Origin of the sequence: Nocardia sp. NPDC051321 (assembly GCF_044455225.1) — a bacterium.
In the GTDB taxonomy this organism is placed as follows: domain Bacteria; phylum Actinomycetota; class Actinomycetes; order Mycobacteriales; family Mycobacteriaceae; genus Nocardia.
The window spans coordinates 1-25,858 of the sequence record NZ_JBITEM010000022.1 but is presented as its reverse complement, the minus strand read 5'-3'; the positions used below and the strand labels follow the sequence as shown (position 1 = coordinate 25,858).

Genomic DNA, 25,858 nt, shown 5'->3' with positions numbered 1-25,858 from the left:
GCTGGCGCGTGCTCGCATCACGTCCGTCGCTGTCGCCGACCGGTTGGATCTCGTTGCTAGAGCGAGGGTTCGAGTTGACTCCAGGGTTGGGCTTGTTCGAGTTGGGCGGCCAGTTGCAGGAGTAGGAATTCGGAGCCGAGGGGGCCGACGAATTGAGTGCCGAGGGGGAGACCGTCGGCGGTGCGGTGCAGGGGCACGCTCATGGCGGGGCGGCCGGTGATGTTGGCGAGTTGGGTGAAAGGGACCGGTGCCAGGTTGGTCAGGACGAGGTCGCGGTAGATCGGGGTGCGCGTGATCGCCGTGCCCGCACGGAGTTCCAGGAGCAGGCCCATGATCTTCTCCAGTGCGGCAGGCGGTTTCGTCTGTCCGATGCGCAGTGGCGGCTCGGCGAGCGTCGGCGTGAGCAGCAGATCGTAGGTATCGTGGAATTCGGCGAGCGCGCGCGTGTAGGTGTTCCACCGGCCATGGGCCTCGATCAATGTCGTGGCGGAATGCGCGCGTCCGGCGGCGGCGACCACGCGGGTGGTGAGGTCGAAGTCGGAGTCGCTTGCGCCGCTGAGCTTTCGGGCCTCGGCGAGGCGGGCGGCCAGGTTGGCGGTCCACACCGTCATGAAGTCGTGCGCCATCTGCCTGCTGTCCAGCCGCGGCGCGGCGAGCTCGACGTGATGGCCCAGCTGTTCCAGCAGCGCCGCGGCCGCCTCGACCGCGCGCACGGCCTCGGCGTGCACCGGTGTGCCCAAAGGGGATTCATGGGTGAACCCGATCCGCAGGCGGCGCGGTGGCGTATCCACCGCCGTGGCGTAGGACTGGGCGGACCGGCCCGACAGGTAGGGGCCGCCGGGATCGGGTTCGCTGAGGAGGTCGAGCATCACCGCCGAATCGCGGACGCCGCGCGACAGCACACCGGCGGTGGCGGCGCCGAAGATGTGCTCGGCGAAGTCGGGACCCGCCGGGACCAGCCCGCGCCCGGCCTTGAGCCCGAACAGCCCGGTGCACGCCGCCGGGATGCGGATGGAGCCGCCACCGTCGCTGGCACCGGCCATCGGCACGATCCCCGCCGCGACCGCGGCCGCCGAGCCCCCCGACGAACCACCCGGCGTGCGGTCGAGATTCCACGGGTTGCGCGTCGCGCCGTAAGTCCGGGTTTCGGTGACCGCGACGGCGCCGAACTCGGGCGTGGTGGTCTTACCGAAGATCACCAGACCGGCATCGATCCACCGCTGCACCACCGTGCTGTTCTTGTCGGCCTTCACTTTTCGCAAGGGGCCGGTACCGGACGCCGTCGGATAGCCCGCGAAATCCTGTCCGAGATCCTTGAGCAAGAACGGCACGCCGGCGAACGGTCCGTCGAGCGGTTGTGCGGCGGCCGCCCGCCCGGCCTCGTCCATCCGCAGGCTGATCGCGTTGATCGCGGGGTCGACCTGTTCGCGGCGGGCCGACGCGATTTCCAGCAGCTCGGTCGGAAGTATTTCCCCTTTGGCCACCAACTCGGCCAGGCCGACCGCATCGTAGGTCCGGTATTCGTTGTACCGCATAAACGTTCCTTTCCGCCGTGACCACCGGCGGCGGCAAGGCGACTTGGCGGACGAGTTCGGGGATTTCGCGCACGGCCATCATGCACTTCGATCGTTTCACATCATGGTCGGCGGGGCTGTTTCCGCCTGATCGGCGGGGCTGTTTCCGCCTGATCGGCGGGATGAAATAAGTCGGTCGGCGCAGTTATTCCGCCACCCGGCTGACTTCCGTGCGCGGCGAGTGTCGAACAGCTGGATGGCAGCGCTGCTAACTGCTGAGCTCGAGCAGTAGTTTGCTCAGCTCGACGGGCATGGTGATCATGCAGTCGTGGCCGGTCGGCAGTTCCCACACCTGAGCCGGAGAGCCGTTGGGCTGTATCGGGGGGACGGGCCTGCGGGTGATGCCTGCTGGCGTGGCGCCGACGCAGTGCACGTGCGTGCGCGGAATCACCTGCGCGGCAGGGTTGTTCAGCCGGACCGGTTGCTGAAGACAGCGCACCGGTTGGTCGGAGAGCATCGTGCGCAGCCAGATCACATCCGCCGGGTCGGTGACCCCGAACAGACCGAAGGGCGGTGACTGTTCCGGGAGCGGCGGAATGCGCCAGCCACTGCCGGACGTCGCGGCGAGATCGATCAGGTGCTGGCTCATGGGTTGAACGTCGACCGCGGTCTCACCGTCCTCCGGCACCATCGCATCCAGATAGACCAGGTGTCCGATCCGGTCCGGAATGTGGTTGGCCACCGATGAAATGACCAGTCCGGCATAGCTGTGCCCCACCAGGACCACCTCGCTGAGGTCCTCCTCGTCGATCAGCGTGACGATGTCGTCGACGTGTGTTTCGAGTCCCACCTCGGGGCTCAGCAGATGCGCCTTGTCGCCGTAGCCGGTCAGCGACGGCGCGAGCACTCGGTGGCCGTCGGACTCCAGCAGCGGCGTCACCCGCTCCCAGCAGAGTCCGCTGTGCCAAGCGCCGTGTACCAGCAGAAATGTTGACATGGTTGCCACGATCTTCCTGTTCGAGGCGCGGAGGCGCGCGAAGAATGTGGAGTTACTATTGGTAACTCGGTACGGTTTGAGAACCACAATCATCATGATCACTCGACACACCGCAGGCAATAAGGCACATTTCGGTGCTCGGGTTCCTTGGAGGTAACCATGACCACGACCGGCAGCGAGCCGCGGCAGGACAACGCGTGCCGAGCCCGGGTGGTGCTCGGCATCGTCGGGGACAAGTGGTCACTGCTGGTCGTGCGCAACCTCCGGCACGGGCCGCGCCGCTTCACCGAACTCAAGCGCGACATCGACGGGATCAGCCAGCGCATGCTCACCGTCACCCTGCGCAGCCTGGAACGCGACGGAATCCTCACCCGCACCGTGCGCAACGTCATGCCGCCGCACGTCAGCTACGAGCTCACCCCGATGGGCAAGACGCTGCGTGAAGCCACCGCGCCGCTATTGGATTGGAGCATCGCGCATCTGACGCACATCGACGCGGCCCGCGCCGAATACGACGCGCGCGCCGAGACCCCACCCGCCTAGAAGTGGCCCCTCGGCGCGGTCGATGACCACCACCGCTGCTCGGCGGCGTCATAGCGCATGCCGCGCGAAGCCGAGCAGGTGCTGATCGGTTGACCGTCGACGCAATACTGTCGCGGCCGCACTTCGACTGTCGGCCAAGTCTCGCGCCGGTTGGCGATGCGGCGCTGAATCGACCGCGCTGACCACCCGAAACGTGGTCGGAGGACGGAGATCATCGCCAGGTACCGTTGTGCGGTGAACCCAGCTGATGCGCGATCCCTCAAAGACGGCGATCTCGAGACCCGTGAGGACAATCTGCGGCTGCTGCTCGTGCGGGCCGCTGACTGCGACGCATCCGCCAAGGAAGTGCTGTGCGCGCTTGTCCGCGACTATCCCGATTACCACCGGTCGCTGTACAGCAGGGCGTTGAACCGGGCGGCGGTCTTCGGCGACGACACACTGCGGGCACCGCTGCTCGCGGCACTGGCCGACACTCGGTACAACTGTCAGGCGTGGGCGGCGATGGGTTGCGCGGCGCTCGGCTTCCGCGACGCGGTCCCCGGCTTGGTCGCGATGCTGGACCATTCCCAGCAGATGGCGCGAGAGCAAGCGGTGATCGCGCTGGGCACCCTCGGCGACGAATCGGTCGTCCCGGCGCTCGCACCCGTGCTGCGAGACTCGATCGGCGGAATGCGGGAACGCGCCGCCGAAGCCCTCGGCAAGATCGGCGGCGACGCGGCACTGGCCGCACTGTGGGACGAATTCGAGAACCGCCGCTACTACCGCATCGGCTATATCGCCAGCGCGCTGGCCACATTCACGCCGGACGTCATCCCAAGGTTGTGCGAGGCCGCCGACAGCGACGACCCGGACCGCCGATACTGGGCCGCCGTCGCCCTCGGTTCGACCGGCGACAACCGCGCCGTACCAACGCTGGAACGGCTGATGGCCAACGACCGCGGCGCAACAGTTTTCGACGGCATGGTGAGCGTCGCCGCGAAAAAGGGCCTACGCACGCTACGCCGAATCCAAGCCGCAATCGCCGCCCGCGAATCCTGAAAGTCCTACTGCCGCAGGCAATCTGGCACGCTGCCGAACCCGGCCGCCATCGACAACAGCTCAACCCGACTGTCGGTGGTGTTGACGTGCTGCCCGCCCGGACCAGACGACCGCAAGAACCGCTCACGCAACTCGGACCCGGGTATCACCAGCGATCAGCCGCGGAGCGCGTGTTCCGGGCACGCCTCAGATCGGTCGTCCACCAACGCCTTTGGAACCTCCGCAGCTGCCGACCGGCCGATGCCATCACGGCATGTACTGGGTGCGCCGTCGTTCAAGGTCGTAGTCGGCCCGATTGGCAGTCGTAGCAGACCAGACCGTGCACCTGGGCGAGCCCCGCCACAAACTCCGACACTTCGGCCTCTCTGCCCCACTGAATCAACACGGTCAAAGACGAGCCATCGGCATCGCCGGTTCCACCGGCAGACCAGGGGCTGCCTTCCTGGCCGCAGTCGGGCCAGCGCCGGAGCAGGGACTGTACGAAGTCGACGATCGCTGGGCTTGGCGGATCGGGTGGTTCCCCTGCGACAACGCGACGTTCCATATCCTCGCTGATCCTGTCCAGCACCCGGCGAAGTTCGGCATCGCTGCTCGGCCTCTCGCCTTCCCAAATTTGGAGGTCATAGCTCATAGGCTGTGATCTTGTCTCGAGCCACCGACAGTCCGCAGCGCCGAGCGCACTCGATGCCGCGTATCGCGCTGCCGAATCAGCCGCGAGTCCGGCGAAACTACGACCGCGTCTCGCTGTCGAGTTCACCGCTTTTTGTCGTCCATGAACCAGAGTTCGTCGCCCATCGATGTCGCGGCGAGGTGGCGGAAGAAGTGTGCGCGAACCGAATTCGCATGCACCGCCAGCGCTGATTGGTAGGTTTGCCGTCCCGCATCGGTGAGCGAGATCGTCATGAGGCGACCGTGGCCTGCGGCGGACCGATCGACAAAGCCTCGCCTCTGCATCCTCGTGAGCTGGTGTGACAGCCGTGTCGTGGTCCAGCCGACGAGTTCGCCGAGTTGCTTCTGGCCGAGCCGTTGTTCATCGGATTCGTTGAGGCGGGCCAGGATCTGGAAGTCGGCGCCGGAAAGTCCGGTCGCGGCGAACAGGTCGCGCTCGACGGCGGAGATCACGGTTCCGCTGAAGCGCAGGAAACCTCGCCATAGTTCCTTCTCGCGTGTGGAGAGTCCAGTTTGGGGGCCGGTATGCGTGGTGTCGGAATCCATCTCGCTCCCTGACTGATTCGCGGGTGTACGGGTAGCATCGTAGCGTGAGTGGATGCGTCAAGTTGATACATCAGGAAGGTAGCTATGACGACTGTGGCGGTGCTCGGTACCGGTGATGCGGGATCGGCTATGGCGCGGCGACTGCTCGAGCTCGGGTTCGCGGTGCACGCGTGGAACCGGACCGAGTCGCGGGCTCGGCCGCTGGAAAGCGAAGGTGCGCTGGTCTTCTCGACCGCGGTCGAAGCGGCGCGGGCAGCGGAAGTCGTCATAATCACCGTGTTCGACACACCCGCGGTACTCGACGTCCTCGCGCAGGTCGCGCCCGCTCTGGAGGCGAATGCGGTGGTGCTGCAGAGCGCGACCGTCGGCGCGGCTGTCACGGAGGTCGTCGCGGCGGGGACCCGCCTGGGTGTGGCGATCATCGACGCACCGTTCCTCGGCAATCCGGGTCCCGCGCGGCGCGGCGAGCTTACCTTCATGGTCGCGGGCGCGCGGGAACACAAGCGGGCGGCGGCTCCCGTGCTCGAGGCGCTCGCATCGAACGTCGTCGACGTCGCCGATCGTCCCGGTGGGGCGAGTCTGCGGATACCGGCCTCGCCGACCGGGACCTGGCCGCGATCCGCGCGGTACTCGCCGCATAGGACACCCATGATCACCCCTACCGGATTCGACGGAATCCACCATCTGAAGATCTTCGTCACCGACCTGAGCGCCGAGTTGGCTTGGTGGGAGGCCGTTGTCGGTGCCCGTCGTGATCCGCAACTGGACCACCACACCCCCGACGGTGGCGTGTTCGCCCACATCGTGCACATCCCCGGGGTGGAAGCACCGATGGAACTTCGGTTGAACCCAGACGCCGCCGAGCGCACCGCCGCGCTCGATCCCGTGACCTTCGCGGTCGGCACCCGCGACGACCTCGACAGCCTCGCCGACCGCCTCGACAGCCTCGATATCGAGCATTCCCCGGTCCTGCGTGGCCTACTCGGCTGGCTGTTGGTGGCCCGCAGCCCGAGCGGACTGTCGGTCCGGTTCTACACGCGGCAGTCGCACGACTGGGATCCCACAGCGGCCGATTCTGCATCCCCATGGCTCACCACGTAATTCACCACACCTGACAAATAGCAGGATGGCCGACTCGGATAGCTTCCCCGGCACGCGGAAACTCCCTGGTCAGGCGGTGCGGCAGCTGATTTCTGCATCGCCGGGCCGGATCGTCACTGCGTCGGCCACCCCCGCCTCGGCCAGATTCGCCTGTGCGGCGGCGACTTTCGCCGTGCTGAGCTCGGTGCTCAGCACGTGGCCTACGCCGTTGTCGGTGACCGCCGCGGCGAGGTAGATGGTCGAGATCCCGAACGAGGTGCCGAACTCGACGATCGTCGCCGGGCGGGCGGCCCGGACCAGCGCGTAGAGCAGGGTGCCGCCGCGCGCGGAGATCGGCATGAGGACGTCTTCGAGTGCGTCCGCGCGCTGCTGCGCGGACGCGTCGGCGTACGAACGGCCCGCGGGCCACCGGGGCGGGGTTTCGTCGTCGGCGGCGGCCGCGGCGAACAAACGATCGAGGACGGTCCGCACCGATTCGCTCTGCAAGGTGTTGGTCATTCCGCTAGAGTAGACGCAACGTTGCGTTGTGACTAGCTCGAATACGCTCGCTCCAGGACCCGAAGAGGAGAATTCGAATGGCAGGCGAGACCGGCCGCGTCCACCACGGAAACCGGCATCGGCGCAGCGAGGAAGCTCGCCGCGCGGTGTTGGAAGCGACGGACGACCTGCTGGTCGAGCGCGGGTTCGCCGGGCTCACGATCGAAGGGATCGCGGCCAGGGCCGGCGTCGCCAAGCAGACCATCTATCGCTGGTGGCCATCCAAGACCGAGATCCTGCTGGACACTTTTACCGACGACGCCGCCCAGCACCTCACCCCGCCCGACAGTGGCGACCTCGGCGAAGACCTGCGCCTGCACCTGCGGAACCTCGCCGAATTCCTGACGACGTCGGATGCCGGAGCCGTCTTCCGCGCCCTCGCCGGACAGGCGCAGCACGACCCGGAGGTCGCGGCCAAGCTGCGCACGGACCATCTCGGCGAGCAGCGCGATCGCGATCGCCTGCCCCTGCAGCGCGCTCTCGACCGCGGCGCGCTGCCGCCGGACACCGACATCGACTTCCTGGTGGACCAGTTGGTCGGTCCCATCTACTACCGCGTGCTGGTGACCGGCGAGCCCGTTCCGAAGGAGTTCACCGACCAGCTCGTTGCTCGAATACTGCGCTAGCCGTTGGCGGCGATCGCATCCAGCGTCGAACGTCAGGAGCGTGCTGCCCGCGAGAGCGCCGGCCTCGCGAATTCCCCAGTTGTGCATTACCGCACGTCAAACGGTGGGGAACAACGGCTTTCGTTGTGCAGTCGAATAGTTCGTATGGTGATTTTGCCCCCCGTTTTTTACTCGCCACAACACTTAGCCGTTTCTGGTAAACGACAGTGTTTCTATGCTTCCGCGCCGCCTCCCTTGGAGCAAAAATGATTCGCGCCCGTGCATTGCAAGCGACCTTCGCCGCCCTCGTGACCACCCTGCTGCCCGCGGCAGCCGCTGTTGCCGCGCCCGCGCCGGCACCCATCGACTATGTCGCACTTGGCGACTCGTATTCCTCGGGTGTCGGCACCGGCAACTACCGGCCCGACAGCGGCAACTGCCTTCGTAGCGACGCCGCCTATCCCGCACTGTGGGCGAAATCCCATACCGTCGGGTCCTTTGCCTTCACCGCCTGCGGCGGCGCCACTACCCAGGATGTGCGCGACAACCAGCTCGGACCATTGAATGACCGGACCGGCCTCGTCAGCATCACCGCCGGCGGTAACGATGCAGGCTTCGGCGCCATCCTCAGTTCCTGCGTATTCCCGGCCAGCGACGCCAGCTGCGACGCGGCAGTCAACGCGGGCATCGATTACGCCAACCGCACATTGCCCGGCCGACTCGACGGGCTCTACCGGGAAATCAAAGCCAAGGCACCCAAAGCCAAGGTCGTTGTTCTTGGTTATCCCCGGCTCTTCGAGCGGGACGTGTGCCCGCTGAGCTTCAGCCTGCATAAACGCGACTCCCTCAATCACGGTGCCGACGAACTCAATCGGGTCACCGCCGGCCACGCTCAGTCCGCCGGATTCACCTTCGCCAACCCGACCTCCCGCTTCGCCGGACACGGAATCTGTGCCCGAGATCCGTGGATCAACCAACTGAACATCGCCCACCCGGTCGAGTCCTATCACCCCGACGTGGACGGTCACGCCCGCGCCTATCTGCCCACGCTGAACTCGGCCACCGGGAAGCAAAGCCTTGATCCGGTAGCGTCGGGCGGGTCGTAACCGCTTGCCCGCGTTCGGCTCTGCGGCCAAGAGTGGGCATGTCAGAATTCGCGGGTGCGCAATCCCGTGATCGAAGTCGCTGTTGGTAGTGACATCGGCAGACGCTATTCGGCGAATTTCGATGTCACTTACCTTCGTGCGGAACCGCTGCTGGCAGTGGTGGCCGACGGTATGGGGGATGGCCCGGGTAGTGCGGCGGCAGGGCGTACCGCGGTCGATATCTTTGTCGATTACCTCACGCGGGAATTAGAACCCGGGCCGGACACGTTTCGTGCCGCAGTGGCAGCCGCCGACGCCCGGGTAGCCCAGATCGGCCGGGAATTGCGGAGTTTGGCAGGGTGCACGCTGACTGCCATAGTGGCGACGCCGCACTGCCATTGGCTCGTGCAGATCGGGGACTCCCGGGCGTACCGATTACGTGGCGGGCTGCTCGAATTGTTGACGACCGACCACACCATGGCATGGCTCGGGGCCGTGCACGGTTGGTATCCGTTCGACTCGGCGCAGGCGGCATCGGCGCGCTATCACCTGACCCGATACGTCGGCGTCGGCGGTGTGGAACCGGACGTGCTCAGCGTGACAATGCGGCGAGGTGACCGCTACCTGCTGTGCTCCGATGGTGTATCCGAGCAGGTCACCTATGACGACCTCCGTACTTTCCTGCTTCGCGACGAGCCACCGCAATCGGTCGTCGCCAACCTGCTGACGACCTGCGACAAGGCAGGCGGAAACGACAACGCCACCGCCATCGTCATCCGCGTCGACTGATCGAGCGGCGTGTGCTCCGACGTAGTCGATGCACGGGAATGCGCGCAGTGTGAGGTGAGCATGTGTCGCTCCCGCCGCGCCAGTAAACGAATCACGGTGAGCAGGACCGGTCCCGGTGTGCCCGAGCGAGCCTATGGTGAGCCACGCCACACATAAGCGCATACGCATACCGACCGCAGGGGACCTCCCATGACTGTGACCGATGAGTACCTGCAGAACAACGCTGCCTACGCGAGCACCTTCACCGGGCCGCTGCCGTTGCCGCCCGCCAAGCATGTCGCGGTGGTCGCGTGCATGGACGCCAGGCTGAATGTCTATGGCGCGCTTGGTATCAACGAGGGGGAGTCGCACGTCATCCGCAACGCGGGCGGCGTGATCACCGCCGACGAGATCCGGTCGCTCGCGATCAGTCAGCGCCTGCTCGGCACCCGCGAGATCATCCTGATCCACCACACCGATTGCGGCATGCTCACTTTCACCGACGACGACTTCAAGTCGTCCATCCAGCAGGACGTCGGCATCAAGCCGGAGTGGGCGGCGGAGGCCTTCGCCGACCTGGAAACCGATGTGCGCCAATCCATTGCGCGTATCGTCGCCAGTCCGTTCGTGCCGCACAAGGATTCGATTCGCGGGTTCATCTTCGACGTGGCCACGGGCAAGCTGAACGAGGTCCTCGCGGACTGAGGTAAGAACGACACCGACTGATACGTCAGGAGATCCGGGCCCCCGGGCCCGGATCTCGTCGTATCACCGCACCCGACACACCGGCCCGACACGCCTTCCCATATGTCGCGAAGATGACGTGGGGCTGAACATGTGCCGCGTGGCACCCCCATGATCGGCCGCAACGCCGCCGAGCGCCTCTGAGCTGCGCGAACGCTACCGGCCAGTAGACAAATCGGGCATCAAATATGGTTGCTATTGCGCGGAGATGTCCCTATCCTCAAGCGCGTGCCGAATCCCGCCGACCGCCACAGCGCAGCGCTCAACGTCGCAGACCGCGACAGCGCTGGGCTAATTCCGCTTACCGCGATGGTGGCGCAGCGGCGACTTCTCCTCGTAGTAACCCGCCGTAGCGGGGTCTGATTCGGACCGGCCCCCTCGCTGCGGGCTGAACGACTTGTTAGTGCTGGTCCCCTCTGTCAACTGAGCCACGACATTCCTCGGGAAGACCTACTTTCAAATGACAATCCTCACTCTCGATACCAACACGTTCCATGCCGCCGCCCCCAAGGGCCTGCGCCACGAAAGCGCCGATCTCACCCCGGCACAATTCCACGACCGCTACTGCGAACACACCGGGTTGATCAAGCTCGGCGAATGGTCGCCCGCGGGTAGCCGAAGCACCGATTTCGCGGTCACGCTGGAGTTCACCGACCATCTGCGCACGGTCGTCGCCTCCGGCAGCCTCGTCGCGGCGATGACCTCGGCCCTCTACGAGGAGGGCTATCACGTCGAGATCCTGCAGTTCCACCAGCGCCGCACCGGCGACGGCACCGCGACCTTCGTGCAGTGCGAGTGCAACGGCAGGCGCGGCTGGGGCGCGGCGATGGCCGACGACAGCGCCGAATCGACGGTTCGCGCGATGATTGCCGGAGTCAACAAGCTCGGCTGACCTACGACAAAGGGCCGTTCCGCTGAACGGAACGGCCCTTTGGTTCGGCGTATTTACTGCTCGGCGCCGGCCTGCTGCTCGGCGAGCTGCTTGCGCACCTCGTCCATGTCCAGCTCCTTCACCTGGGTGACCAGGTCCTCCAGCGCGGCGGGCGGCAGTGCGCCAGGCTGCGCGAACACCAGCACGCCCTCGCGGAAGGCCATGATGGTCGGGATGGAGCGGATGTTGGCGGCGGCCGCGAGCCCCTGCTCGGATTCGGTGTCGACCTTGGCGTGCACCACATCGGCGTGCTTCTCCGAAGAGGCCTCGAAGGTCGGCGCGAAGCTCTTGCACGGGCCGCACCACTCAGCCCAGAAATCGACGAGTACCACGTCGTTTCCGGTGACTACCTCATCAAAATTCTGCTGGGTCAGCGTCTGGGTGGCCATGACGTCCTCTCGTATACGGTGTGCCAGCTACAACGCCGACAGTTGTCTATATCTTCCACGGACAAAATGGGCGGCGCGCGGATGACGCTTTCGACCTGCTCGGTGTTCGTCGCTGCCGCTGAGTTGTCCTCAGTAGGGTTCTTCCCCGGCAGGGATCGCCTGACACCCGATGATTTCGACCCAGCGCACGATCTCCAGAAAATAGCGGTTGCCGGTGGGTCGGTTCGCCGACCGGGGAAGCGCGGCGCGAGGATGATGCCGTGACCGAGCGTGACGAACGACCCATAAGTACTGCGATGAGCGCCGCCGGGGCACTGTCGTGAGGACGCTGCGGCTCGGGCTGATCGATGGCGACGGCATCGGACCGGAAGTGGTGCGTGCCGCGCGACAGGTCGTCGACGAGGCGGTGTCGGCGGCGGGTGCCGCGCCGATCGAATGGGTGCCGCTGCTCATGGGTCACCGCGCCATCGAAGAACACGGCGACCCGCTGCCCGAGCCGACCCTGACCGCGCTGAACAGCGTCGACGCCTGGATTCTCGGCCCGCACGACAACGCCTCTTACCCAGCCGAGCATCGCACCGCGGTCGCGCCGGGCGGCGCCATTCGCAAGCGGTTCGGCCTGTACGCCAACATCCGCCCGGCCCGCGCGTTCGCCGGTGTCCGGGCGACGGCACCGGACATCGACCTGGTGATCGTCCGGGAGAACAGCGAAGGCTTCTACGCCGACCGCAATATGTTCGCCGGGTCGGGGGAGTTCCGGCCGACCGAGGACGTCGCCATGATGGTCGGCGTGGTGACCAGGCAGGCCTGCGAGCGGATAGCGCACGAGGCATTGCGGCTCGCCTCGGCGCGCCGCAAGCGGCTGACCATCGTGCACAAGGCCAATGTGCTGCCGATGACCATGGGCCTGTTTCGCGACGTCTGCTATGAAATTGCACACGCCTATCCCGGCATCGAGGTGACCGACGAACACGTCGACGCGACGGCCGCCCACCTCGTCCGCGCCGCCGCCGACTACGACGTCCTGGTGACCGAAAACCTCTTCGGCGACATCCTCTCCGACCTGGCCGGTGAGCTGAGCGGCTCGCTCGGTCTGGCCGCCTCGCTCAACTGCTCGACCACCCACGCCATGGCGCAGGCGGTGCACGGCGCGGCACCCACCATCGCCGGGCACAACCGCGCGAACCCGGCGGCGTTGCAACTGTCCTCGGCAATGCTGTTGCGTTGGTTGGGAACTCGCGATAGCGAAAGCACACTGCTGCACGCCGCTGAGCGGGTCGAACGAGCGGTTGCGGCCACGTTCGAAGCGGGCATCGCCACCGCGGACCTGGGCGGACTGGCGTCGACCAGCGAGTTCACCGAACAAGTTTGTGCTAGGGTCCACCGCCGGTAGTCAGAGTGTGGTAGCCCGGAGTGTTCAGCAAGGAACGGATGAATCTTCCGTTACTGTCCAGCACGAAGCGTCTCGGTCGCTTAGATTGCCAACGGGTGGTGACACCCGGGTTTCTTGAATCCGAAATGTGGAGGGCTGCTGTGTCTGTTCGATCGGTTCTTGGCAGGCGCGCCCTGCAGATGACGTGCGCGCTCGCCTGTGGCGCACTCGTGCTGGCGGGCTGTAGTAATTCCGAAGACTCCGGACCTGCCGTGCAGAAGGTGGGGGGAATCGAGAAGGTCGATTCCATCGCCGCGCAGCTCCCCGACAAGATCAAGCAGTCCGGCAAGCTGATCGTCGGCGTGAACATCCCCTACCAGCCCAACGAGTACAAGGACCCGAGCGGCAGGATCGTCGGCTTCGACGTCGACGTGATGGATGCCGTCGCCGCCACCCTCGGCGTGAAGGCCGAATATCTGGAGTCCGCGTTCGAGAAGATCATCCCGACGATCCAGGCCGGCACCTACGACGTCGGCATGTCCTCGATCACCGACTCCAAGGAACGTGAGCAGCAGGTCGACTTCGCCACCTACTTCAGCGCCGGTATCCAGTGGGCGCAGCAGAAGGGCAAGCCGATCGACCCGAACAACGCCTGTGGCAAGCGGGTAGCCGTGCAGGCGACCACCGTCGAGCACACCGACGAGGTGCCTGCCAAGAGCGCGAAGTGCGTCGCCGATGGCAAGCCCGCCATCGACATCAAAGCCTTCGATGAGCAGAGCGCCGCGACGAACGCCCTCGTCCTCGGTCAGGTCGACGCGATGTCGGCCGACTCCCCGGTGACCGCGTACGCGATCAAGCAGAGCGACGGCAAAATCGAAAAGGCCGGTGCCGCTTTTGATTCCGCGCCCTACGGCTGGGCTGTACCGAAGGGCTCGCCGCTGGCCGGCGCACTGCAGAAGGCCGTGCAGAGCCTGATCGACAGCGGCAAGTACCTGGAGATCGCGAAGAACTGGGGCGTCGAGGAAGGCGCGATCACCAAGTCGGTTATCAACGGTGCCGCGAGCTGATCGATGACATCGAACGAAACCATGTCGGCGCCCGGCGATCCCGGGCCCGGCGCGGCAGATTCATCCCAGGAGCCGGAACCGATCAAAGCGGTTCCGCTGCGCAGGCCCGGCCGGTGGATCGCCGCCGCGGCCATCCTGGTGCTCGTCGGACTCTTCGTCTACGGTGCCGCGACCAACGAGGCTTACAAGTGGGATACCTACGGTAAGTACCTGTTCGACAAAAGGATCATCTCCGGTGTCGTCGTCACGCTCGAACTGACTGTGCTCGCGATGGCGATCGCCATTTCGCTGGGTACGTTGCTCGCCGTGATGCGCCTGTCGCCGAACCCGGTGCTGCGCTCCGCCTCCTGGGTGTATCTCTGGATCTTCCGTGGCACACCGGTTTTCGTGCAGTTGGTGTTCTGGGGCCTGTTCCCGTCGCTGTACACGCACCTCGTGCTCGGTGTCCCGTGGGGTCCGCGCTTCGTCGACCTGGACGTGCAGAGCCTGCAGGCGGCGTTCCTCTTCGCGGTGATCGGCCTCGGGCTCAACGAGGCCGCGTACATGGCCGAAATCGTCCGTGCCGGAATCAATTCCGTCGGCGAGGGGCAGCGGGAGGCATCCACCGCGCTCGGCATGTCCTGGAGCATGACCATGCGCAGGACGGTGCTGCCCCAGGCCATGCGGGTGATCATCCCGCCGACCGGCAACGAGCTCATCGGCATGCTGAAGACCACGTCGCTGGTCACCGCGCTGCCGCTGAGCACCGACCTGTTCGGCCGGGCCCGGGACATCTACGGCGTCAACTTCCAGCCCGTCCCGCTGCTGCTGGTCGCCGCGACCTGGTACCTGTTGGTCACCAGCGTGCTCATGGTCGGGCAGTTCTACCTGGAGCGTTACTACTCGCGCGGCCTCTCGCGGCAGCTCACCAGCAAGCAGTTGCAAGACCTCGCCGACGCGCAGACGATCGTGAGGGCGAAATGAGTGCCGACCTGTTCAAAGACCCCGCTCAACCCATGATCGTCGCCGATCGGGTCTGCAAGAACTTCGGCGCGCTGCAGGTGCTCAAGGGCGTCTCGCTGGAGATCGGCCGCGGCGAAGTGCTGTGTGTGATCGGTCCTTCCGGTTCCGGCAAATCCACCTTCCTGCGCTGCATCAACCATCTCGAAGAGGTGAACGCCGGTCGGCTCTACGTGGACGGCGAACTCGTCGGCTACCAGGAGAAGAACGGCAAACTCTACGAGCTGCATCCGCGCGAGGCGGCCAGGCAGCGGCGCGAAATCGGCATGGTGTTCCAGCATTTCAATCTGTTCCCGCATCGCACGGTGCTGGAGAACGTGATCGAGGCGCCGACCCAGGTCAAGAAGGTCCCCAAGGCCGAAGCGGTGGCCAAGGCGAAGGAGCTGCTCGACCGAGTCGGCTTGGCGGAGAAGGCGAACGCCTATCCGGCGCAGCTGTCCGGCGGGCAGCAGCAGCGGGTGGCCATCGCCCGTGCACTGGCCATGGACCCGAAGCTGATGCTGTTCGACGAGCCCACCTCGGCGCTCGACCCCGAACTGGTCGGCGAGGTACTCCAGGTCATGCGCGAGCTGGCCCAGTCCGGCATGACCATGGTCGTGGTCACCCACGAAATGGGTTTCGCCCGTGAGGTAGCCGACAAACTGGTCTTCATGGACGGCGGCGTCATCGTCGAAGCAGGCGCCCCCCGCGAGCTCCTCGCCAACCCCAAACAAGAACGCACCCAAGCCTTCCTGTCCCGCCTCCTCTAGCCCGCCCCTTCCGGGGTCCTATACGTCCCGCAGAGCGTCCATACGGTCCATAGGGTGTTCAGCCCCCCTGTGAAACGAATGGGCGCTCTGTGCGTCTGCGCGAGGACGGTCAGGGGGAGTGCTTCGCCTTGCGGCCCAGTGCGATGCGTAGCTGGCCCAGTAGGACTTTGGCGGCGGGGCCTGCGGGGCGGTCGGTGCGCCACACCAGGGCGAGGCGGCCGCGGAGTTCGGGTTCGGTGATGCGGACGGTGCGGACGCCGAACGCCGCGGCCTCATCGGGGGTCAGGCCCGGGACGACGGCGATGCCCAGTCCGTGGGCGGCGAGTTGGAGCAGGAGTGGGGGAGCGGCGGCCTCGAAGGCGACGTTCGGCTCGAATCCCGCTGCCGCGCAGGAGCGTTCGAAGACGCCACGCAGGCCGGTGCCGCGCGGTAGGCAGATCAAGGGGTGATCGCGTAGGTCGTTGAGGGGGATGTCGTCGCCGTGTGTCCGGTCGTCGGCGGCTACCGCGGCGACGACGGCGGTCTCCAGCACCACGTCCACCCCGATACCGGAATCCATTGCCGCGCCCGTCATTCCGATCAGTGCGACGTCCAGCTCGCCCCGGCCGAGCGCGGCGAGCATGCGTTCCGAGGTGTCCTCGGTGAGGCTGATGCCGACCTCCGGATGGTCGTCGTGGAAGTCCGCCAGGACGGTGGCGACATTGAGCTCCTCGGTCGCGGCGCCGGAGATCAGGCCGACGCGCACGTGGCCGCGCAGCAGGCCGGCGAACTCGTCCACCGTGTCGGTGATGCGTTCGGTCGCGGCGAGCGCGGCCCGGGCGTGCTCGAGCACCGCGGTCCCGATCTCGGTCGGCGTCACCGTGCGGCCACGGTCGAGCAACTGCTGGCCGAGCTCGCGTTCCAGCTGCCGGATCTGCGCGCTCAGCCCTGGCTGGGCCAGGTGCAGGCGGGCCGCGGCGCGGGTGAAATTGGCTTCCTCCACCACGGTGACGAAGTAGCGGAGCTGACGCAGTTCCATAACTGATAATTCTAGCTTCTATATGATCTATCTGTTGTACTTCTCGCTCCGCGACGAGCATCGTCGAACACATGGGAAACAACGCAGAGCACATCGCAGACACCTTCACCGGCCCGGTCTTCCGTCCGGGCGAGGCCGGATACGACGAGGAGCTCGCCGGCTTCCAAACCGCCTACACGCACCGGCCCGCGCTCGTCGTCGGCGCGGTGCACGCCGAGGATGTCCGCGCCGCGGTGGAATACGCCGCGCGGCAAGGTCTTCCCGTCGCGGTGCAGGCGACCGGCCACGGGCTGTCGGTCGCGGCCGACGGGGGTGTGCTGATCAGCACCCGCCGCATGACCACCCTCGAGGTCGACCCCGCCGCCCGCACCGCTCGCGTCGGCGCCGGGGTGCGTGCCGGTGCCCTGGTCGAGGCCGCCGCCGCGCATGGCCTCGCGCCACTGAACGGTTCCGCCCCGTCGGTCGGCGTGGTCGGCTACCTCCTCGGTGGTGGAATCGGCCTGCTGGCAAGGGAATTCGGTTACGCCGCCGACCATGTGCGCGCCATCGAGCTGGTCACCGCCGACGGCCGGGTGCGCAGGCTGGTCCCCGGCGACGAACTGTTCGGCGCGGTCCTTGGCAGCGGCGGCAACTTCGGCGTGGTCACCGCGCTCGAAGTGAACCTGCTGCCTGTCACCGAGGTCTACGGCGGCCAGCTCATGTTCGACACCCCGCTGGTCGAGCAGGCCCTCGAGGTCTGGAAGCAGTGGACCGCAACGGTTCCCGACGAGCTGACCTCCACCGTCGCCATGCTGACCTTCCCCGACATCCCGCAGGTTCCCGCCCCGCTGCGCGGTCGCTACGTGGCCTCGTTCCGCATCGCCTTCACGGGTTCCGCCGAGGAGGGCGAGCGGCTGGTCGCACCGCTGCGCGCGGTGGGCGAGCGCCTGAAGGACGACCTGCGCACGATGCCCTACACCGAATCGCACACCATCCACAGCGACCCCGACCATCCGCACGCCTACGCCGCGACCAACGCGCTGCTCAGTGAACTGACCGGAGAAACGTTGGCCGCCTTGCTATCCGCGGCAGGGCCGGACTCCGGTGCCGGCGCGGTCATCGATATCCGCCATCTCGGCGGGGCGCTGCGCGGCCCGAGCAAGACCGGCACCGTCGTCGATCACCGCGACGCCGCCTACATCGTCCGGGTCATCACCGACCCCGACGACGAGACCGCGGCCAAGGACAAGATCCGCACCGCACTCGCCCCGTGGACGATCGGCCACAGCCTCAATTTTCTCTACGGTGCGGGCGCCGACGCCGACGAGGCCCAGACCCGGGCCGGTTACGCCGCCGACACCTACCGGCACCTCGCGGATCTGAAGGCAAAGTACGACCCGCACAACATGTTCCGCTTCAACCGCAATATCCGCCCCGCCGCGAACTGATCCGCCGCCATGCCCCGGGAACCTCTGCTCCAGAGATTCCCGGGGTTTTCGGTGGTGCCACCACGCCCGGCGTCTGCTATCTTCGTGATATCACTTTGATACCTGGAGGATGTCATGAAGCTTCGGCCCGCATTACACGTCAACGGCTTTCTGGTGCTGGTGGCGTGGCTAGTGCTCACCCTTGTGTTCGGTGGTGCCGCCGCGCTCGGCTACGTCGCGATGGCGCAGCATCACAACGTGCCCGCGCTGGTCGGCGCGATCGTCGCGAGCTTCCTGGTGCTGGTGCTGCTGCTGTCCGCGACCGGGCTCATCGTGGTGAATCCGAACGAGGCGCAGGTCGTCCAGTTCTTCGGCCGCTATGTCGGCTCGGTGAGCGAGCCGGGCTTCTTCTCCGTGCTGCCGCTGACCGACCGCAAGCGAATCTCGCTGCGCGTGCGTAACTTCGAGACGCAGAAGCTGAAGGTCAACGACGCCGACGGCAACCCGGTCGAAATCGCCGCCGTGGTGGTCTACCGCGTGGTCGACAGCTTCAAGGCCGCCTTCGCCGTCGACGACTACGAGGAGTACGTGCAGACCCAGTCCGAGGCCGCGGTCCGCCACCTCGCCACCACGCACCCCTACGATTCGCACGACGACAGCACCACCAGCCTGCGCGACGGCACCGAGGTGGCCGAGGAACTCACCGTCGAACTGCGCGACCGCACCCTGCTCGCGGGCATCGAGGTGCTCGAAGCCCGTATCACCCACCTCGCCTACGCCCCCGAGATCGCCCAGGCCATGCTGGTCCGCCAGCAGGCCGCCCAGGTGGTCGCCGCGCGCACGCGGATCGTCGAGGGCGCGGTCGGCATGGTCGGCCTCGCGCTCGACAAGCTCACCGAGCAGGGCGTGGTGGAACTGGACGAGGAGCGCCGCGCCACCATGGTGTCGAACCTCTTGGTGGTGCTCTGCGGTGATCGAGCCATCCAGCCCGTCGTGAACACCGGCTCGCTCTACAACTGAGCGCCATGGCCGAGCGCAAAAAGCTGCTGCTACGGCTCGACCCGGCCGTCCATGAGGCCATCGCCAAGTGGGCGGCCGACGACCTGCGCAGCATCAACGCCCAAATCGAATACGCCTTGCGCCTCGCCCTCGAGCAGGCGGGCCGCAAACCGAAATAGGCCGCGACAAGATCATGGGGAACTGGTGCCGGAGCGCTCTCGGGCGATGCCGGCACCAGTTCCCCATGATCTTGTTCGCATCGCCGGGGATGGGGGCGCGGTCTTGGGTGTAGCCCGGCGGTTACCGTGAGTGCGTGCCAATCTCGTTCGACACCGGTGGGCTTCAGCCGATCGATAGCAACTCGTGGGGCGATCCGAGTACCGGGGACATCGTCACGATGACCTACTTCGACCTGGTTCCTGACCTGCCCGCGCCGCTGACGGACGTAGACATGCTGCGGCGTGGGCTGGCTGAGCGGTCCGCCGAATCCGGTTGTCTGATCGAGGCTTTCGTCATCTGGGTCGACCGGGAGCCCGCGCTGCTGCGCATGGAGAAGTTTCCGCTGCCGAATCAGCCGAGCGGCCTTGTCTTCGCCGCGTCGATCATCGTGCCGAAAGATCGGTGCAGTGCGGTATTCCAGATCCTCTGCCCGGAGACCGGCACCACCGGGGTTCGCGAGGCGGTGCTGATGTCGCAGATCGGCTACGAGAATATGTTTCCGCCGCACCCGTACGCGCCGGGTCTCAGCGGCAGGCTGCCGTACAACGCCGCCGACGAAATGCGCTGGGATGACCAGTTTCCCGACCATCCGCTGACTCGCGCCCGCAGGTGGGTAGCCCGGACAGTCCCCACCGCCCGCTTGGCTCCCGGCTTCGCAGCCCTACCCCCATTCGCCGGACCATTGCGAACCTGACAGGGATTTCCGTTGCGCCGGCTAGACCGGTTTCTGGGTGATGAAGATGGCGGTGCCGGGGAAGATCTCGCCGCGCAAGGGGCTCCACTGGCCCCATTCGCGGTCGAGCCACTCCGGCCAGTCCGGTTCGACGAGGTCCACCAGCAGGAGCCCGCCCCCGACGATCTCACGGACTCGGTCGCCGATCGTGCGATGGTGTTCGACGTACGTTGGCTCGCCTTCGCTGTCGACCTCTACATAAGGTGTCCGGTCGAAGTAGGGGATAGCCGCAGTGAGCCCCGCCGGGCCGGGATCGTCGGGGAAGATCCACCGCATCGGATGATTTACCGAGAACACCCAGCGCCCGCCGGGCCGCAGCACCCGGGCGACCTCGCGCATCACCTGGGCGGAATCGGCGACGAACGGTATGGCACCGAACGCCGAGCAAGCGAGGTCGAAGGATTCGTCGGCGAAGGGCAGCGTCTCCGCGCCCGCCTGGATCAGCGGCACCTGCGGACCGCCACGTTCCATCGCGGCCCGCCCGCGCGCCAGCATCCCCATCGACAGATCCAGCCCGACCGGATGCGCACCCTGTCCGGCGAGCCAGCGCGCGCAAGGCGCCGAGCCGCAGCCGATCTCCAAGATCCGTTTGCCGGTCACCTCGCCGAGGAATCGCATGTCGCCCTCGTGCAGCCCCTCCGGGCACCAGACGAATTCGCCGTCTGGGGAATCGACACCCAGGAAATCGGCGTGCGTCTCGTGGTACTGGCCCGCGTCGGCGTCCCACCACCGGCGGCTGGCCTGTTGACTAGCGGCGGAGCCGATTCGGGTGCGCGCGGTGCCCGCGGTTCCGAGCAGTGTGTTTGCCTCTGCATGGCGATCTTCCGACACGCCGTCAGCGTATCCCGGCGTGGCGGCCGGACCGGTTTGCCCGCCCGGACCAAGGTCGCGTACGCTGAACGCGCGAGTGCCTTAGGTACAGCCGTACCGGAGTCAACCACCCGTGCTGAGTTTCACGTGCGTTACGTGCGGTACGTTCCTAGTGTCCGTCTTCACACCACCGCGGTGAATTCGCCAGCGTACCGAAAGTTCCAATGTCCGCAACCGACCACAATCCGTCCGGAGCAAACCGACATATGCCCACCACCGTCACCTCGCCGCAGGTAGCCGTCAACGACATCGGCTCCGCCGAGGATTTCCTCGCCGCCATCGACGCCACGATCAAGTACTTCAATGACGGCGACATCGTCGAAGGAACCATCGTCAAGGTCGACCGCGACGAGGTCCTGCTCGACATCGGTTACAAGACCGAAGGCGTCATCCCTTCCCGCGAACTCTCCATCAAGCACGATGTCGACCCGAATGAGGTCGTTTCCGTGGGCGATGAGGTCGAGGCTCTTGTTCTCACCAAGGAGGACAAGGAAGGCCGCCTGATCCTGTCGAAGAAGCGGGCTCAGTACGAGCGCGCGTGGGGCACGATCGAGGAGCTCAAGGAGAAGGACGAGGCCGTCAAGGGCACCGTCATCGAGGTCGTCAAGGGCGGCCTGATCCTCGACATCGGCCTCCGTGGCTTCCTGCCCGCCTCGCTCGTCGAGATGCGTCGCGTCCGCGACCTCCAGCCGTACGTCGGCAAGGAGATCGAGGCCAAGATCATCGAGCTGGACAAGAACCGCAACAACGTGGTCCTGTCCCGCCGCGCCTGGCTCGAGCAGACCCAGTCCGAGGTCCGCAGCGAGTTCCTGCACCAGCTGCAGAAGGGCCAGGTCCGCAAGGGTGTGGTCTCCTCGATCGTCAACTTCGGTGCCTTCGTGGACCTGGGTGGCGTCGACGGCCTGGTGCACGTCTCCGAGCTGTCCTGGAAGCACATCGACCACCCGTCCGAGGTTGTCGAGGTCGGCACCGAGGTCACCGTCGAGGTGCTCGACGTCGACCTGGATCGCGAGCGGGTTTCGCTGTCGCTCAAGGCGACTCAGGAAGACCCGTGGCGTCAGTTCGCCCGGACCCACGCGATCGGCCAGATCGTGCCCGGAAAGGTCACCAAGCTGGTTCCGTTCGGTGCGTTCGTGCGCGTCGAAGAGGGCATCGAGGGCCTCGTGCACATCTCCGAGCTGGCCGAGCGCCACGTGGAGGTGCCGGACCAGGTTGTCGCCGTCGGCGACGACGCGATGGTCAAGGTCATCGACATCGACCTCGAGCGTCGCCGGATCTCGCTGTCGCTGAAGCAGGCGAACGAGGACTACCACGCCGAGTTCGACCCGTCGAAGTACGGCATGGCCGACAGCTACGACGACCAGGGCAACTACATCTTCCCCGAGGGCTTCGATCCCGACACCAACGAGTGGCTCGAGGGCTCCGACAAGGTGCGCGAAGAGTGGGAAGGCCGGTACGCCGAGGCCGAGCGTCGCCACAAGATGCACACCGCTCAGATGGAGAAGATGGCGGCCGACGCCGCGGCCGAGGCCGCGAACGGTGGCGGCTCGTCGAACTACTCCTCCGAGAGTGGCTCGCAGGCAGCGTCCTCCTCGTCCTCCAGCGCGACCGAGTCGGCCGGCGGTTCGCTGGCCAGCGACGCGCAGCTGGCGGCACTGCGGGAGAAGCTCTCCGGCAACGCCTGATAGGTACATGTGACGAAGGCCCCGGTCCACTGGACCGGGGCCTTCGCCCATTCCGGGGCGAGTTGGCCGATTCCGGAGTTGGCTCCCGGTATTCTGAACGGTGATGTCCGATGCCGCTATTGAGCTTCCGTCGACTTCCTGGGAGCGCAGGAAGATCGAGTCGATGAGCCGGATTCAGCGGGTCGCGCTGGATCTCTTCGACGCGCACGGGTACCGGAACGTGACGATCGAACGGGTCGCCGCCGAGGCCGGGGTGTCGCCGAGCTCGGTCTACCGCTACTTCGGCACCAAGGAAATGCTCGTCCTGTACGACGAGGCGGACCCGAAGATCCTGGACGCGGTACGCACCGCGGGCGGCGAAGCCACCGTCGAACCCGCCGACCTGATCGCCGTCGCGCGGATGCTGCTCCCGCTGTTGACCGAATCGCTGCTGACCGAGGAGTCGGAGCACCGGATCCGCCAACGGCTGCAATATACGGCGGCGGTACCCGAGATCAAGGTCGGCCAGACCAAGCAGATGCGTGACCTCGAAGATCAGTTCCGGACGCTGTTCGCCGAACGAACCGGCTTCGACCCCAACGATTTACGGGTACGGATGGCCGCGGCCACCGCAGTCTGGGGCTGTGTGGCAGCCCTGGACCATTGGGCCGGAAGGGATTTCGCCGGACGGTTGAAGGACGTCTACACCGAGGCCATCGGCTCGATCATCGATCAGATCGAGATCATGTTCCGCTAGTCGCGCGGCTTGTCCGCAGCTTCGGTAGCCACCAATTCCAGCGGCCGAACAGGCGCATGAACGCGGGCACCAGCACCAGCCGGACGAGCAGCGCGTCGATCGCGATGGCGACGGCCAGCGCGAAGCCGATCTGCTTCAGTTCCAACACATTCGCGGTCACGAAGCTGGCGAAGACGGCGACCATGATCGCCGCGGCCGCGGTGATCGGGCGTGCCGTGCGCTGGAGTCCGTCCGCGACTGCCGCCGCGTTGTCGTGGTGGACATCCCAGTGTTCCTTCATCCGGCGGATGAGGAATACCTCGTAATCCATGGACAGCCCGAACAACACCGCGAACACCAGCATCGGCAGATAGATCTGGAGAAAACCGGTGCTGTGGAACCCGAGTGCGGACTCGCCGACGCCGTGCTGGAACACCGCGACCGTAATGCCAAGTGCCGCACCGGTGGCCAGCAGATTCAGCAGAATCGCCTTGAGCGCCAGCACAATACTGCGGAACGCGACGACCAGGAAGGTCAGCGAGACCGCGAGCACGAGGGCGATCACCCAGGGGAATCGGCCGGTAATCCGTTGGGACACATCGGCGAACAAGGCCGTGGTGCCGCCGATCTTGATCTCGGCATCGCCGAGTGATGCCGCGCGGGACCGTAGATCGGTGACCAGGTCGGTGGCGGCGGTAGATCCGAACGCGGCGCGGGGGACGACGGCCGCGAACATCCGCCCGTCCGCGTACTGCGGGAGCACGGTCGCGATCCGGTCATCGTGGGAGAGCTGGCCGAGGAACCGGTCGGCTTCCGCGCGGGCATCGCTGGTCAATGGCGACGCGTCCGCGCCGGTCGCGACCACCTCGATCGGGGCGAGCAGGCCTGGGGTGAAGTTCTGTTCGACCAGTGAGATCGCCTGTCCGGATGGGCGATCGGCGAGTGCCTCGGTCCCGACGTCGACGCCGTAGCGCAGGCCGGTGAGCGGGGCCGCCGCGGCCAGCAGGAGCGCAACGCCGATCGCGCCGAACAGCACCGGCCGCGCCATCACGGTGTGCGCCCAGCGCGCCCAAGCGCTGGACGCCGTCGTCGATCGAACCTCCGCGGGACGTAACCGCTCCGGGAGGGCGCCACGATTCACCGCCGGACCCAGCGTGGCGAGCAGCGCGGGCAGCAACGTGAACGCGCCGGTCATTGTCGCGATCACCGCGGTGACCACGCCGACGGCGATCCCGTTCAACATCGGTAACCCGACAACGGCCAGTGAGCACAGCGAGATCATCACGATGAGCCCGGACGCGAGGACCGTCCGTCCGGTGGTGTCCATCGCCGCGCCGACCGCCTGCGCAATGGCGTCGCGATCCTGGCGGTTTCGGACGCCGCGTCTGGTCAACTCCTCGTTGAAGCGGCTGACGATGAACATCGCGTAGTCGATGGCGGTACCGGTGGCGATCATCGTCGCCACCGAAAGCACCAGGGAGTCGAAGGCGAGGAAGGTGGTCAGGCCGAAGAGCGCGCCGACCGCTATCGCAATGCCCGCCGCGGTCACGGTGATCGGTAGCAGCGCCGCGGCCACCGCGCCGAGGGCAAGCACCAGCAGCACCGTCGCCACCGGGATGCCGAGCGCTTCGGCGCGCTGCAGATCGGCCGTCTCGATCTGCATCATCTCGGCCTGAATCGGCGCGTACCCGGTGAGCATGACCTGGGTGTCGTCACCGGATCCGGTCTCGACGGCCGTCCGCAATTCCTGCACGACCCGCACTCGTTCCGAGATGTCACCGTTCACGCCGACGATGCCGAAGGCGGTGTGCCGATCGGCGGATATCTGGGCGGCATTGCCGTCGAAGGGACCGATCGCCCCGGCGATACCCGAGGTCTGCCTGGCGATGCCGATGGTCCGATCGATCGTTGCCCGGTAATCCGGTGCATCGACGGTGCCGCGTGCCGAGTGGAAGACGATCAGATCCTGCTCGATTCCGAACTGAGCGAAGTGTTCGGCGACAAGCCGGTCGACCGCCACCGAATCGGACCCCGGCACGGAGTAATCGGGCGTCCCGAGCCGGGCATGCAGTGCCGGGTACGCCGCCCCGCACACCACCACGAGCAATAGCCAAACCCCCAGCACCACCTTGCGATGCCTGGCCATCGCGACCCCCCACCGCCCGGCCGCCCCCCACCGCCGCGTCGGCGGTTCCGGCCGTTCAAGGATCGTCGCCATCGGCCCTCCAGGATTCAGTATCTGATAGTCACTATCAGGTTCCGTGGGCAAGCATACGAATATCGAGGGAAACTTAGCAAGGGACTGTCAGATATGGATGTCGACCGCACGCCTCCTGGCTTCCCGCATACCGGCTCGCCGGTATGACACGCGTGCGTGTGTCATGAGGTATGCGTCTGTGGCAGGGGGCTAGCGCCGCATGCGGATTGTTGTATCCGCCGCACACCTTTTGATTCCCCGCACAGCGGCGGATTCAAGGAGTTAATGCAACACCCCTGATCAGGGAGTGTTATGGCGCCTCGTGTGTCGCGTGTTGTGTTGGGTCGGTTCTGGGGTTTGGT

Annotated in this window: 27 protein-coding genes and 1 pseudogene; 18 read left to right on the top strand and 10 right to left on the bottom strand. The window is 66.3% G+C overall.

Features of this window, described 5'->3' with window-relative positions:
- Window positions 1–56: 56 nt before the first annotated feature.
- Window positions 57–1,535 (bottom strand): amidase, encoded by a 1,479-nt coding sequence (locus ACIA8C_RS39170; RefSeq protein ID WP_397143840.1) that lies wholly within the window; start codon window positions 1,533–1,535, stop codon window positions 57–59.
- Window positions 1,536–1,782: 247 nt separating this feature from the next.
- A complete protein-coding gene (locus ACIA8C_RS39165; protein ID WP_397143838.1) occupies window positions 1,783–2,511 on the bottom strand; it encodes an alpha/beta fold hydrolase in 729 nt (242 codons plus the stop codon).
- Window positions 2,512–2,670: 159 nt separating this feature from the next.
- On the opposite strand from ACIA8C_RS39165, the gene ACIA8C_RS39160 reads away from it, so the two are divergent.
- Both ACIA8C_RS39160 and ACIA8C_RS39155 read left to right on the top strand, forming a co-directional pair.
- The gene (locus ACIA8C_RS39160; RefSeq protein ID WP_397143836.1) at window positions 2,671–3,054 is read left to right on the top strand and encodes a winged helix-turn-helix transcriptional regulator; all 384 of its coding nucleotides are present in this window, start codon (window positions 2,671–2,673) and stop codon (window positions 3,052–3,054) included.
- 234 nt (window positions 3,055–3,288) lie between these two features.
- The gene (locus ACIA8C_RS39155; RefSeq protein ID WP_397143833.1) at window positions 3,289–4,092 is read left to right on the top strand and encodes a HEAT repeat domain-containing protein; all 804 of its coding nucleotides are present in this window, start codon (window positions 3,289–3,291) and stop codon (window positions 4,090–4,092) included.
- A gap of 11 nt (window positions 4,093–4,103) precedes the next feature.
- On the opposite strand, the pseudogene ACIA8C_RS39150 reads toward ACIA8C_RS39155, so the two are convergent.
- The 3 genes and pseudogenes from ACIA8C_RS39150 to ACIA8C_RS39140 form a co-directional block, all read right to left on the bottom strand.
- Window positions 4,104–4,244, bottom strand: a pseudogene (locus ACIA8C_RS39150) (peptide chain release factor-like protein); the annotation flags it as partial.
- A 122-nt stretch (window positions 4,245–4,366) separates the two neighbouring features.
- The gene (locus ACIA8C_RS39145) at window positions 4,367–4,723 is read right to left on the bottom strand and encodes a hypothetical protein (protein WP_397143831.1); all 357 of its coding nucleotides are present in this window, start codon (window positions 4,721–4,723) and stop codon (window positions 4,367–4,369) included.
- 122 nt (window positions 4,724–4,845) lie between these two features.
- The gene (locus tag ACIA8C_RS39140) at window positions 4,846–5,307 is read right to left on the bottom strand and encodes a MarR family winged helix-turn-helix transcriptional regulator (RefSeq protein ID WP_397143829.1); all 462 of its coding nucleotides are present in this window, start codon (window positions 5,305–5,307) and stop codon (window positions 4,846–4,848) included.
- A gap of 84 nt (window positions 5,308–5,391) precedes the next feature.
- On the opposite strand from ACIA8C_RS39140, the gene ACIA8C_RS39135 reads away from it, so the two are divergent.
- Window positions 5,392–6,408 (top strand): NAD(P)-binding domain-containing protein, encoded by a 1,017-nt coding sequence (locus ACIA8C_RS39135; protein ID WP_397143827.1) that lies wholly within the window; start codon window positions 5,392–5,394, stop codon window positions 6,406–6,408.
- Between the two features lie 69 nt (window positions 6,409–6,477).
- Here the strand turns inward: ACIA8C_RS39135 and ACIA8C_RS39130 are convergent, their stop codons facing one another.
- The gene (locus ACIA8C_RS39130) at window positions 6,478–6,906 is read right to left on the bottom strand and encodes an O-methyltransferase (RefSeq protein WP_397143825.1); all 429 of its coding nucleotides are present in this window, start codon (window positions 6,904–6,906) and stop codon (window positions 6,478–6,480) included.
- A gap of 77 nt (window positions 6,907–6,983) precedes the next feature.
- Between ACIA8C_RS39130 and ACIA8C_RS39125 the strand changes: the two genes are divergently transcribed.
- The 5 genes from ACIA8C_RS39125 (at window position 6,984) to ACIA8C_RS39105 (ending at window position 11,039) form a co-directional block, all read left to right on the top strand.
- On the top strand, window positions 6,984–7,571 hold the full coding sequence (locus ACIA8C_RS39125; RefSeq protein ID WP_397143822.1) for a TetR/AcrR family transcriptional regulator: 588 nt from the start codon (window positions 6,984–6,986) through the stop codon (window positions 7,569–7,571).
- 245 nt (window positions 7,572–7,816) lie between these two features.
- Window positions 7,817–8,656: an SGNH/GDSL hydrolase family protein gene (locus ACIA8C_RS39120; protein ID WP_397143820.1), complete on the top strand. Its 840-nt coding sequence runs from the start codon at window positions 7,817–7,819 to the stop codon at window positions 8,654–8,656.
- 54 nt (window positions 8,657–8,710) lie between these two features.
- Window positions 8,711–9,424 carry a PP2C family protein-serine/threonine phosphatase gene (locus ACIA8C_RS39115; protein WP_397143818.1) on the top strand — a complete coding sequence of 238 codons (714 nt, stop codon included), beginning with the start codon at window positions 8,711–8,713 and terminating at the stop codon, window positions 9,422–9,424.
- A gap of 189 nt (window positions 9,425–9,613) precedes the next feature.
- Window positions 9,614–10,108, top strand: a complete 495-nt coding sequence (locus ACIA8C_RS39110) for a beta-class carbonic anhydrase (RefSeq protein WP_396989995.1) — start codon at window positions 9,614–9,616, stop codon at window positions 10,106–10,108.
- Between the two features lie 499 nt (window positions 10,109–10,607).
- On the top strand, window positions 10,608–11,039 hold the full coding sequence (locus ACIA8C_RS39105) for a 2-keto-3-deoxygluconate kinase (RefSeq protein WP_397143816.1): 432 nt from the start codon (window positions 10,608–10,610) through the stop codon (window positions 11,037–11,039).
- A 53-nt stretch (window positions 11,040–11,092) separates the two neighbouring features.
- On the opposite strand, the gene trxA is transcribed toward ACIA8C_RS39105, so the two are convergent.
- Window positions 11,093–11,467, bottom strand: a complete 375-nt coding sequence (gene trxA, locus ACIA8C_RS39100) for a thioredoxin (RefSeq protein ID WP_357391371.1) — start codon at window positions 11,465–11,467, stop codon at window positions 11,093–11,095.
- 319 nt (window positions 11,468–11,786) lie between these two features.
- On the opposite strand from trxA, the gene ACIA8C_RS39095 reads away from it, so the two are divergent.
- The 4 genes from ACIA8C_RS39095 to ACIA8C_RS39080 all read left to right on the top strand — a co-directional run bounded on the left by ACIA8C_RS39095 (window position 11,787) and on the right by ACIA8C_RS39080 (window position 15,654).
- Window positions 11,787–12,860 (top strand): isocitrate/isopropylmalate dehydrogenase family protein, encoded by a 1,074-nt coding sequence (locus tag ACIA8C_RS39095; protein ID WP_397143814.1) that lies wholly within the window; start codon window positions 11,787–11,789, stop codon window positions 12,858–12,860.
- A gap of 179 nt (window positions 12,861–13,039) precedes the next feature.
- Window positions 13,040–13,906: an ABC transporter substrate-binding protein gene (locus tag ACIA8C_RS39090; protein WP_397144002.1), complete on the top strand. Its 867-nt coding sequence runs from the start codon at window positions 13,040–13,042 to the stop codon at window positions 13,904–13,906.
- 3 nt (window positions 13,907–13,909) lie between these two features.
- A complete protein-coding gene (locus tag ACIA8C_RS39085) occupies window positions 13,910–14,869 on the top strand; it encodes an amino acid ABC transporter permease (RefSeq protein WP_397143812.1) in 960 nt (319 codons plus the stop codon).
- A 32-nt stretch (window positions 14,870–14,901) separates the two neighbouring features.
- A complete protein-coding gene (locus tag ACIA8C_RS39080; RefSeq protein WP_397144000.1) occupies window positions 14,902–15,654 on the top strand; it encodes an amino acid ABC transporter ATP-binding protein in 753 nt (250 codons plus the stop codon).
- A gap of 109 nt (window positions 15,655–15,763) precedes the next feature.
- Here the strand turns inward: ACIA8C_RS39080 and ACIA8C_RS39075 are convergent, their stop codons facing one another.
- Window positions 15,764–16,672 carry a LysR family transcriptional regulator gene (locus ACIA8C_RS39075; RefSeq protein WP_397143810.1) on the bottom strand — a complete coding sequence of 303 codons (909 nt, stop codon included), beginning with the start codon at window positions 16,670–16,672 and terminating at the stop codon, window positions 15,764–15,766.
- Window positions 16,673–16,743: 71 nt separating this feature from the next.
- Here ACIA8C_RS39075 and ACIA8C_RS39070 point away from each other — a divergent pair, with 71 nt between their 5' ends.
- The 4 genes from ACIA8C_RS39070 to ACIA8C_RS39055 all read left to right on the top strand — a co-directional run bounded on the left by ACIA8C_RS39070 (window position 16,744) and on the right by ACIA8C_RS39055 (window position 19,990).
- The gene (locus tag ACIA8C_RS39070) at window positions 16,744–18,099 is read left to right on the top strand and encodes an FAD-binding oxidoreductase (RefSeq protein ID WP_397143807.1); all 1,356 of its coding nucleotides are present in this window, start codon (window positions 16,744–16,746) and stop codon (window positions 18,097–18,099) included.
- A 114-nt stretch (window positions 18,100–18,213) separates the two neighbouring features.
- A complete protein-coding gene (locus ACIA8C_RS39065; RefSeq protein ID WP_397143805.1) occupies window positions 18,214–19,098 on the top strand; it encodes an SPFH domain-containing protein in 885 nt (294 codons plus the stop codon).
- Between the two features lie 5 nt (window positions 19,099–19,103).
- Window positions 19,104–19,256 carry a toxin-antitoxin system HicB family antitoxin gene (locus ACIA8C_RS39060; RefSeq protein WP_110293694.1) on the top strand — a complete coding sequence of 51 codons (153 nt, stop codon included), beginning with the start codon at window positions 19,104–19,106 and terminating at the stop codon, window positions 19,254–19,256.
- 134 nt (window positions 19,257–19,390) lie between these two features.
- A complete protein-coding gene (locus tag ACIA8C_RS39055) occupies window positions 19,391–19,990 on the top strand; it encodes a hypothetical protein (protein WP_397143803.1) in 600 nt (199 codons plus the stop codon).
- Window positions 19,991–20,011: 21 nt separating this feature from the next.
- Here the strand turns inward: ACIA8C_RS39055 and ACIA8C_RS39050 are convergent, their stop codons facing one another.
- Window positions 20,012–20,860 (bottom strand): class I SAM-dependent methyltransferase, encoded by an 849-nt coding sequence (locus tag ACIA8C_RS39050; protein WP_397143801.1) that lies wholly within the window; start codon window positions 20,858–20,860, stop codon window positions 20,012–20,014.
- Window positions 20,861–21,105: 245 nt separating this feature from the next.
- On the opposite strand from ACIA8C_RS39050, the gene rpsA reads away from it, so the two are divergent.
- Together rpsA and ACIA8C_RS39040 are read left to right on the top strand one after the other, a co-directional pair.
- Complete coding sequence (gene rpsA / locus ACIA8C_RS39045; RefSeq protein ID WP_397143799.1) at window positions 21,106–22,584, top strand: 30S ribosomal protein S1; 1,479 nt, start codon at window positions 21,106–21,108, stop codon at window positions 22,582–22,584.
- A gap of 103 nt (window positions 22,585–22,687) precedes the next feature.
- Window positions 22,688–23,320 carry a TetR/AcrR family transcriptional regulator gene (locus tag ACIA8C_RS39040; protein ID WP_397143797.1) on the top strand — a complete coding sequence of 211 codons (633 nt, stop codon included), beginning with the start codon at window positions 22,688–22,690 and terminating at the stop codon, window positions 23,318–23,320.
- On the opposite strand, the gene ACIA8C_RS39035 is transcribed toward ACIA8C_RS39040, so the two are convergent.
- The gene (locus ACIA8C_RS39035; protein WP_397143795.1) at window positions 23,307–25,517 is read right to left on the bottom strand and encodes an MMPL family transporter; all 2,211 of its coding nucleotides are present in this window, start codon (window positions 25,515–25,517) and stop codon (window positions 23,307–23,309) included. The two genes, ACIA8C_RS39040 and ACIA8C_RS39035, sit on opposite strands and share 14 nt — an antisense overlap.
- Window positions 25,518–25,858 lie beyond the last annotated feature (341 nt).

Excerpts from the sequence above, each read along its gene's own strand:
- ACIA8C_RS39170 (WP_397143840.1), bottom strand. The coding sequence starts at position 1,535 with ATGCGGTACAACGAATACCGGACCTACGATGCGGTCGGCCTGGCCGAG.
- ACIA8C_RS39165 (WP_397143838.1), bottom strand. The coding sequence starts at position 2,511 with ATGTCAACATTTCTGCTGGTACACGGCGCTTGGCACAGCGGACTCTGC.
- ACIA8C_RS39160 (WP_397143836.1), top strand. The coding sequence starts at position 2,671 with ATGACCACGACCGGCAGCGAGCCGCGGCAGGACAACGCGTGCCGAGCC.
- ACIA8C_RS39145 (WP_397143831.1), bottom strand. The coding sequence starts at position 4,723 with ATGAGCTATGACCTCCAAATTTGGGAAGGCGAGAGGCCGAGCAGCGAT.
- ACIA8C_RS39140 (WP_397143829.1), bottom strand. The coding sequence starts at position 5,307 with ATGGATTCCGACACCACGCATACCGGCCCCCAAACTGGACTCTCCACA.
- ACIA8C_RS39135 (WP_397143827.1), top strand. The coding sequence starts at position 5,392 with ATGACGACTGTGGCGGTGCTCGGTACCGGTGATGCGGGATCGGCTATG.
- ACIA8C_RS39130 (WP_397143825.1), bottom strand. The coding sequence starts at position 6,906 with ATGACCAACACCTTGCAGAGCGAATCGGTGCGGACCGTCCTCGATCGT.
- ACIA8C_RS39125 (WP_397143822.1), top strand. The coding sequence starts at position 6,984 with ATGGCAGGCGAGACCGGCCGCGTCCACCACGGAAACCGGCATCGGCGC.
- ACIA8C_RS39120 (WP_397143820.1), top strand. The coding sequence starts at position 7,817 with ATGATTCGCGCCCGTGCATTGCAAGCGACCTTCGCCGCCCTCGTGACC.
- ACIA8C_RS39110 (WP_396989995.1), top strand. The coding sequence starts at position 9,614 with ATGACTGTGACCGATGAGTACCTGCAGAACAACGCTGCCTACGCGAGC.
- ACIA8C_RS39105 (WP_397143816.1), top strand. The coding sequence starts at position 10,608 with ATGACAATCCTCACTCTCGATACCAACACGTTCCATGCCGCCGCCCCC.
- trxA (WP_357391371.1), bottom strand. The coding sequence starts at position 11,467 with ATGGCCACCCAGACGCTGACCCAGCAGAATTTTGATGAGGTAGTCACC.
- ACIA8C_RS39090 (WP_397144002.1), top strand. The coding sequence starts at position 13,040 with ATGACGTGCGCGCTCGCCTGTGGCGCACTCGTGCTGGCGGGCTGTAGT.
- ACIA8C_RS39085 (WP_397143812.1), top strand. The coding sequence starts at position 13,910 with ATGACATCGAACGAAACCATGTCGGCGCCCGGCGATCCCGGGCCCGGC.
- ACIA8C_RS39080 (WP_397144000.1), top strand. The coding sequence starts at position 14,902 with ATGATCGTCGCCGATCGGGTCTGCAAGAACTTCGGCGCGCTGCAGGTG.
- ACIA8C_RS39075 (WP_397143810.1), bottom strand. The coding sequence starts at position 16,672 with ATGGAACTGCGTCAGCTCCGCTACTTCGTCACCGTGGTGGAGGAAGCC.
- ACIA8C_RS39070 (WP_397143807.1), top strand. The coding sequence starts at position 16,744 with ATGGGAAACAACGCAGAGCACATCGCAGACACCTTCACCGGCCCGGTC.
- ACIA8C_RS39065 (WP_397143805.1), top strand. The coding sequence starts at position 18,214 with ATGAAGCTTCGGCCCGCATTACACGTCAACGGCTTTCTGGTGCTGGTG.
- ACIA8C_RS39060 (WP_110293694.1), top strand. The coding sequence starts at position 19,104 with ATGGCCGAGCGCAAAAAGCTGCTGCTACGGCTCGACCCGGCCGTCCAT.
- rpsA (WP_397143799.1), top strand. The coding sequence starts at position 21,106 with ATGCCCACCACCGTCACCTCGCCGCAGGTAGCCGTCAACGACATCGGC.
- ACIA8C_RS39040 (WP_397143797.1), top strand. The coding sequence starts at position 22,688 with ATGTCCGATGCCGCTATTGAGCTTCCGTCGACTTCCTGGGAGCGCAGG.
- ACIA8C_RS39035 (WP_397143795.1), bottom strand. The coding sequence starts at position 25,517 with ATGGCGACGATCCTTGAACGGCCGGAACCGCCGACGCGGCGGTGGGGG.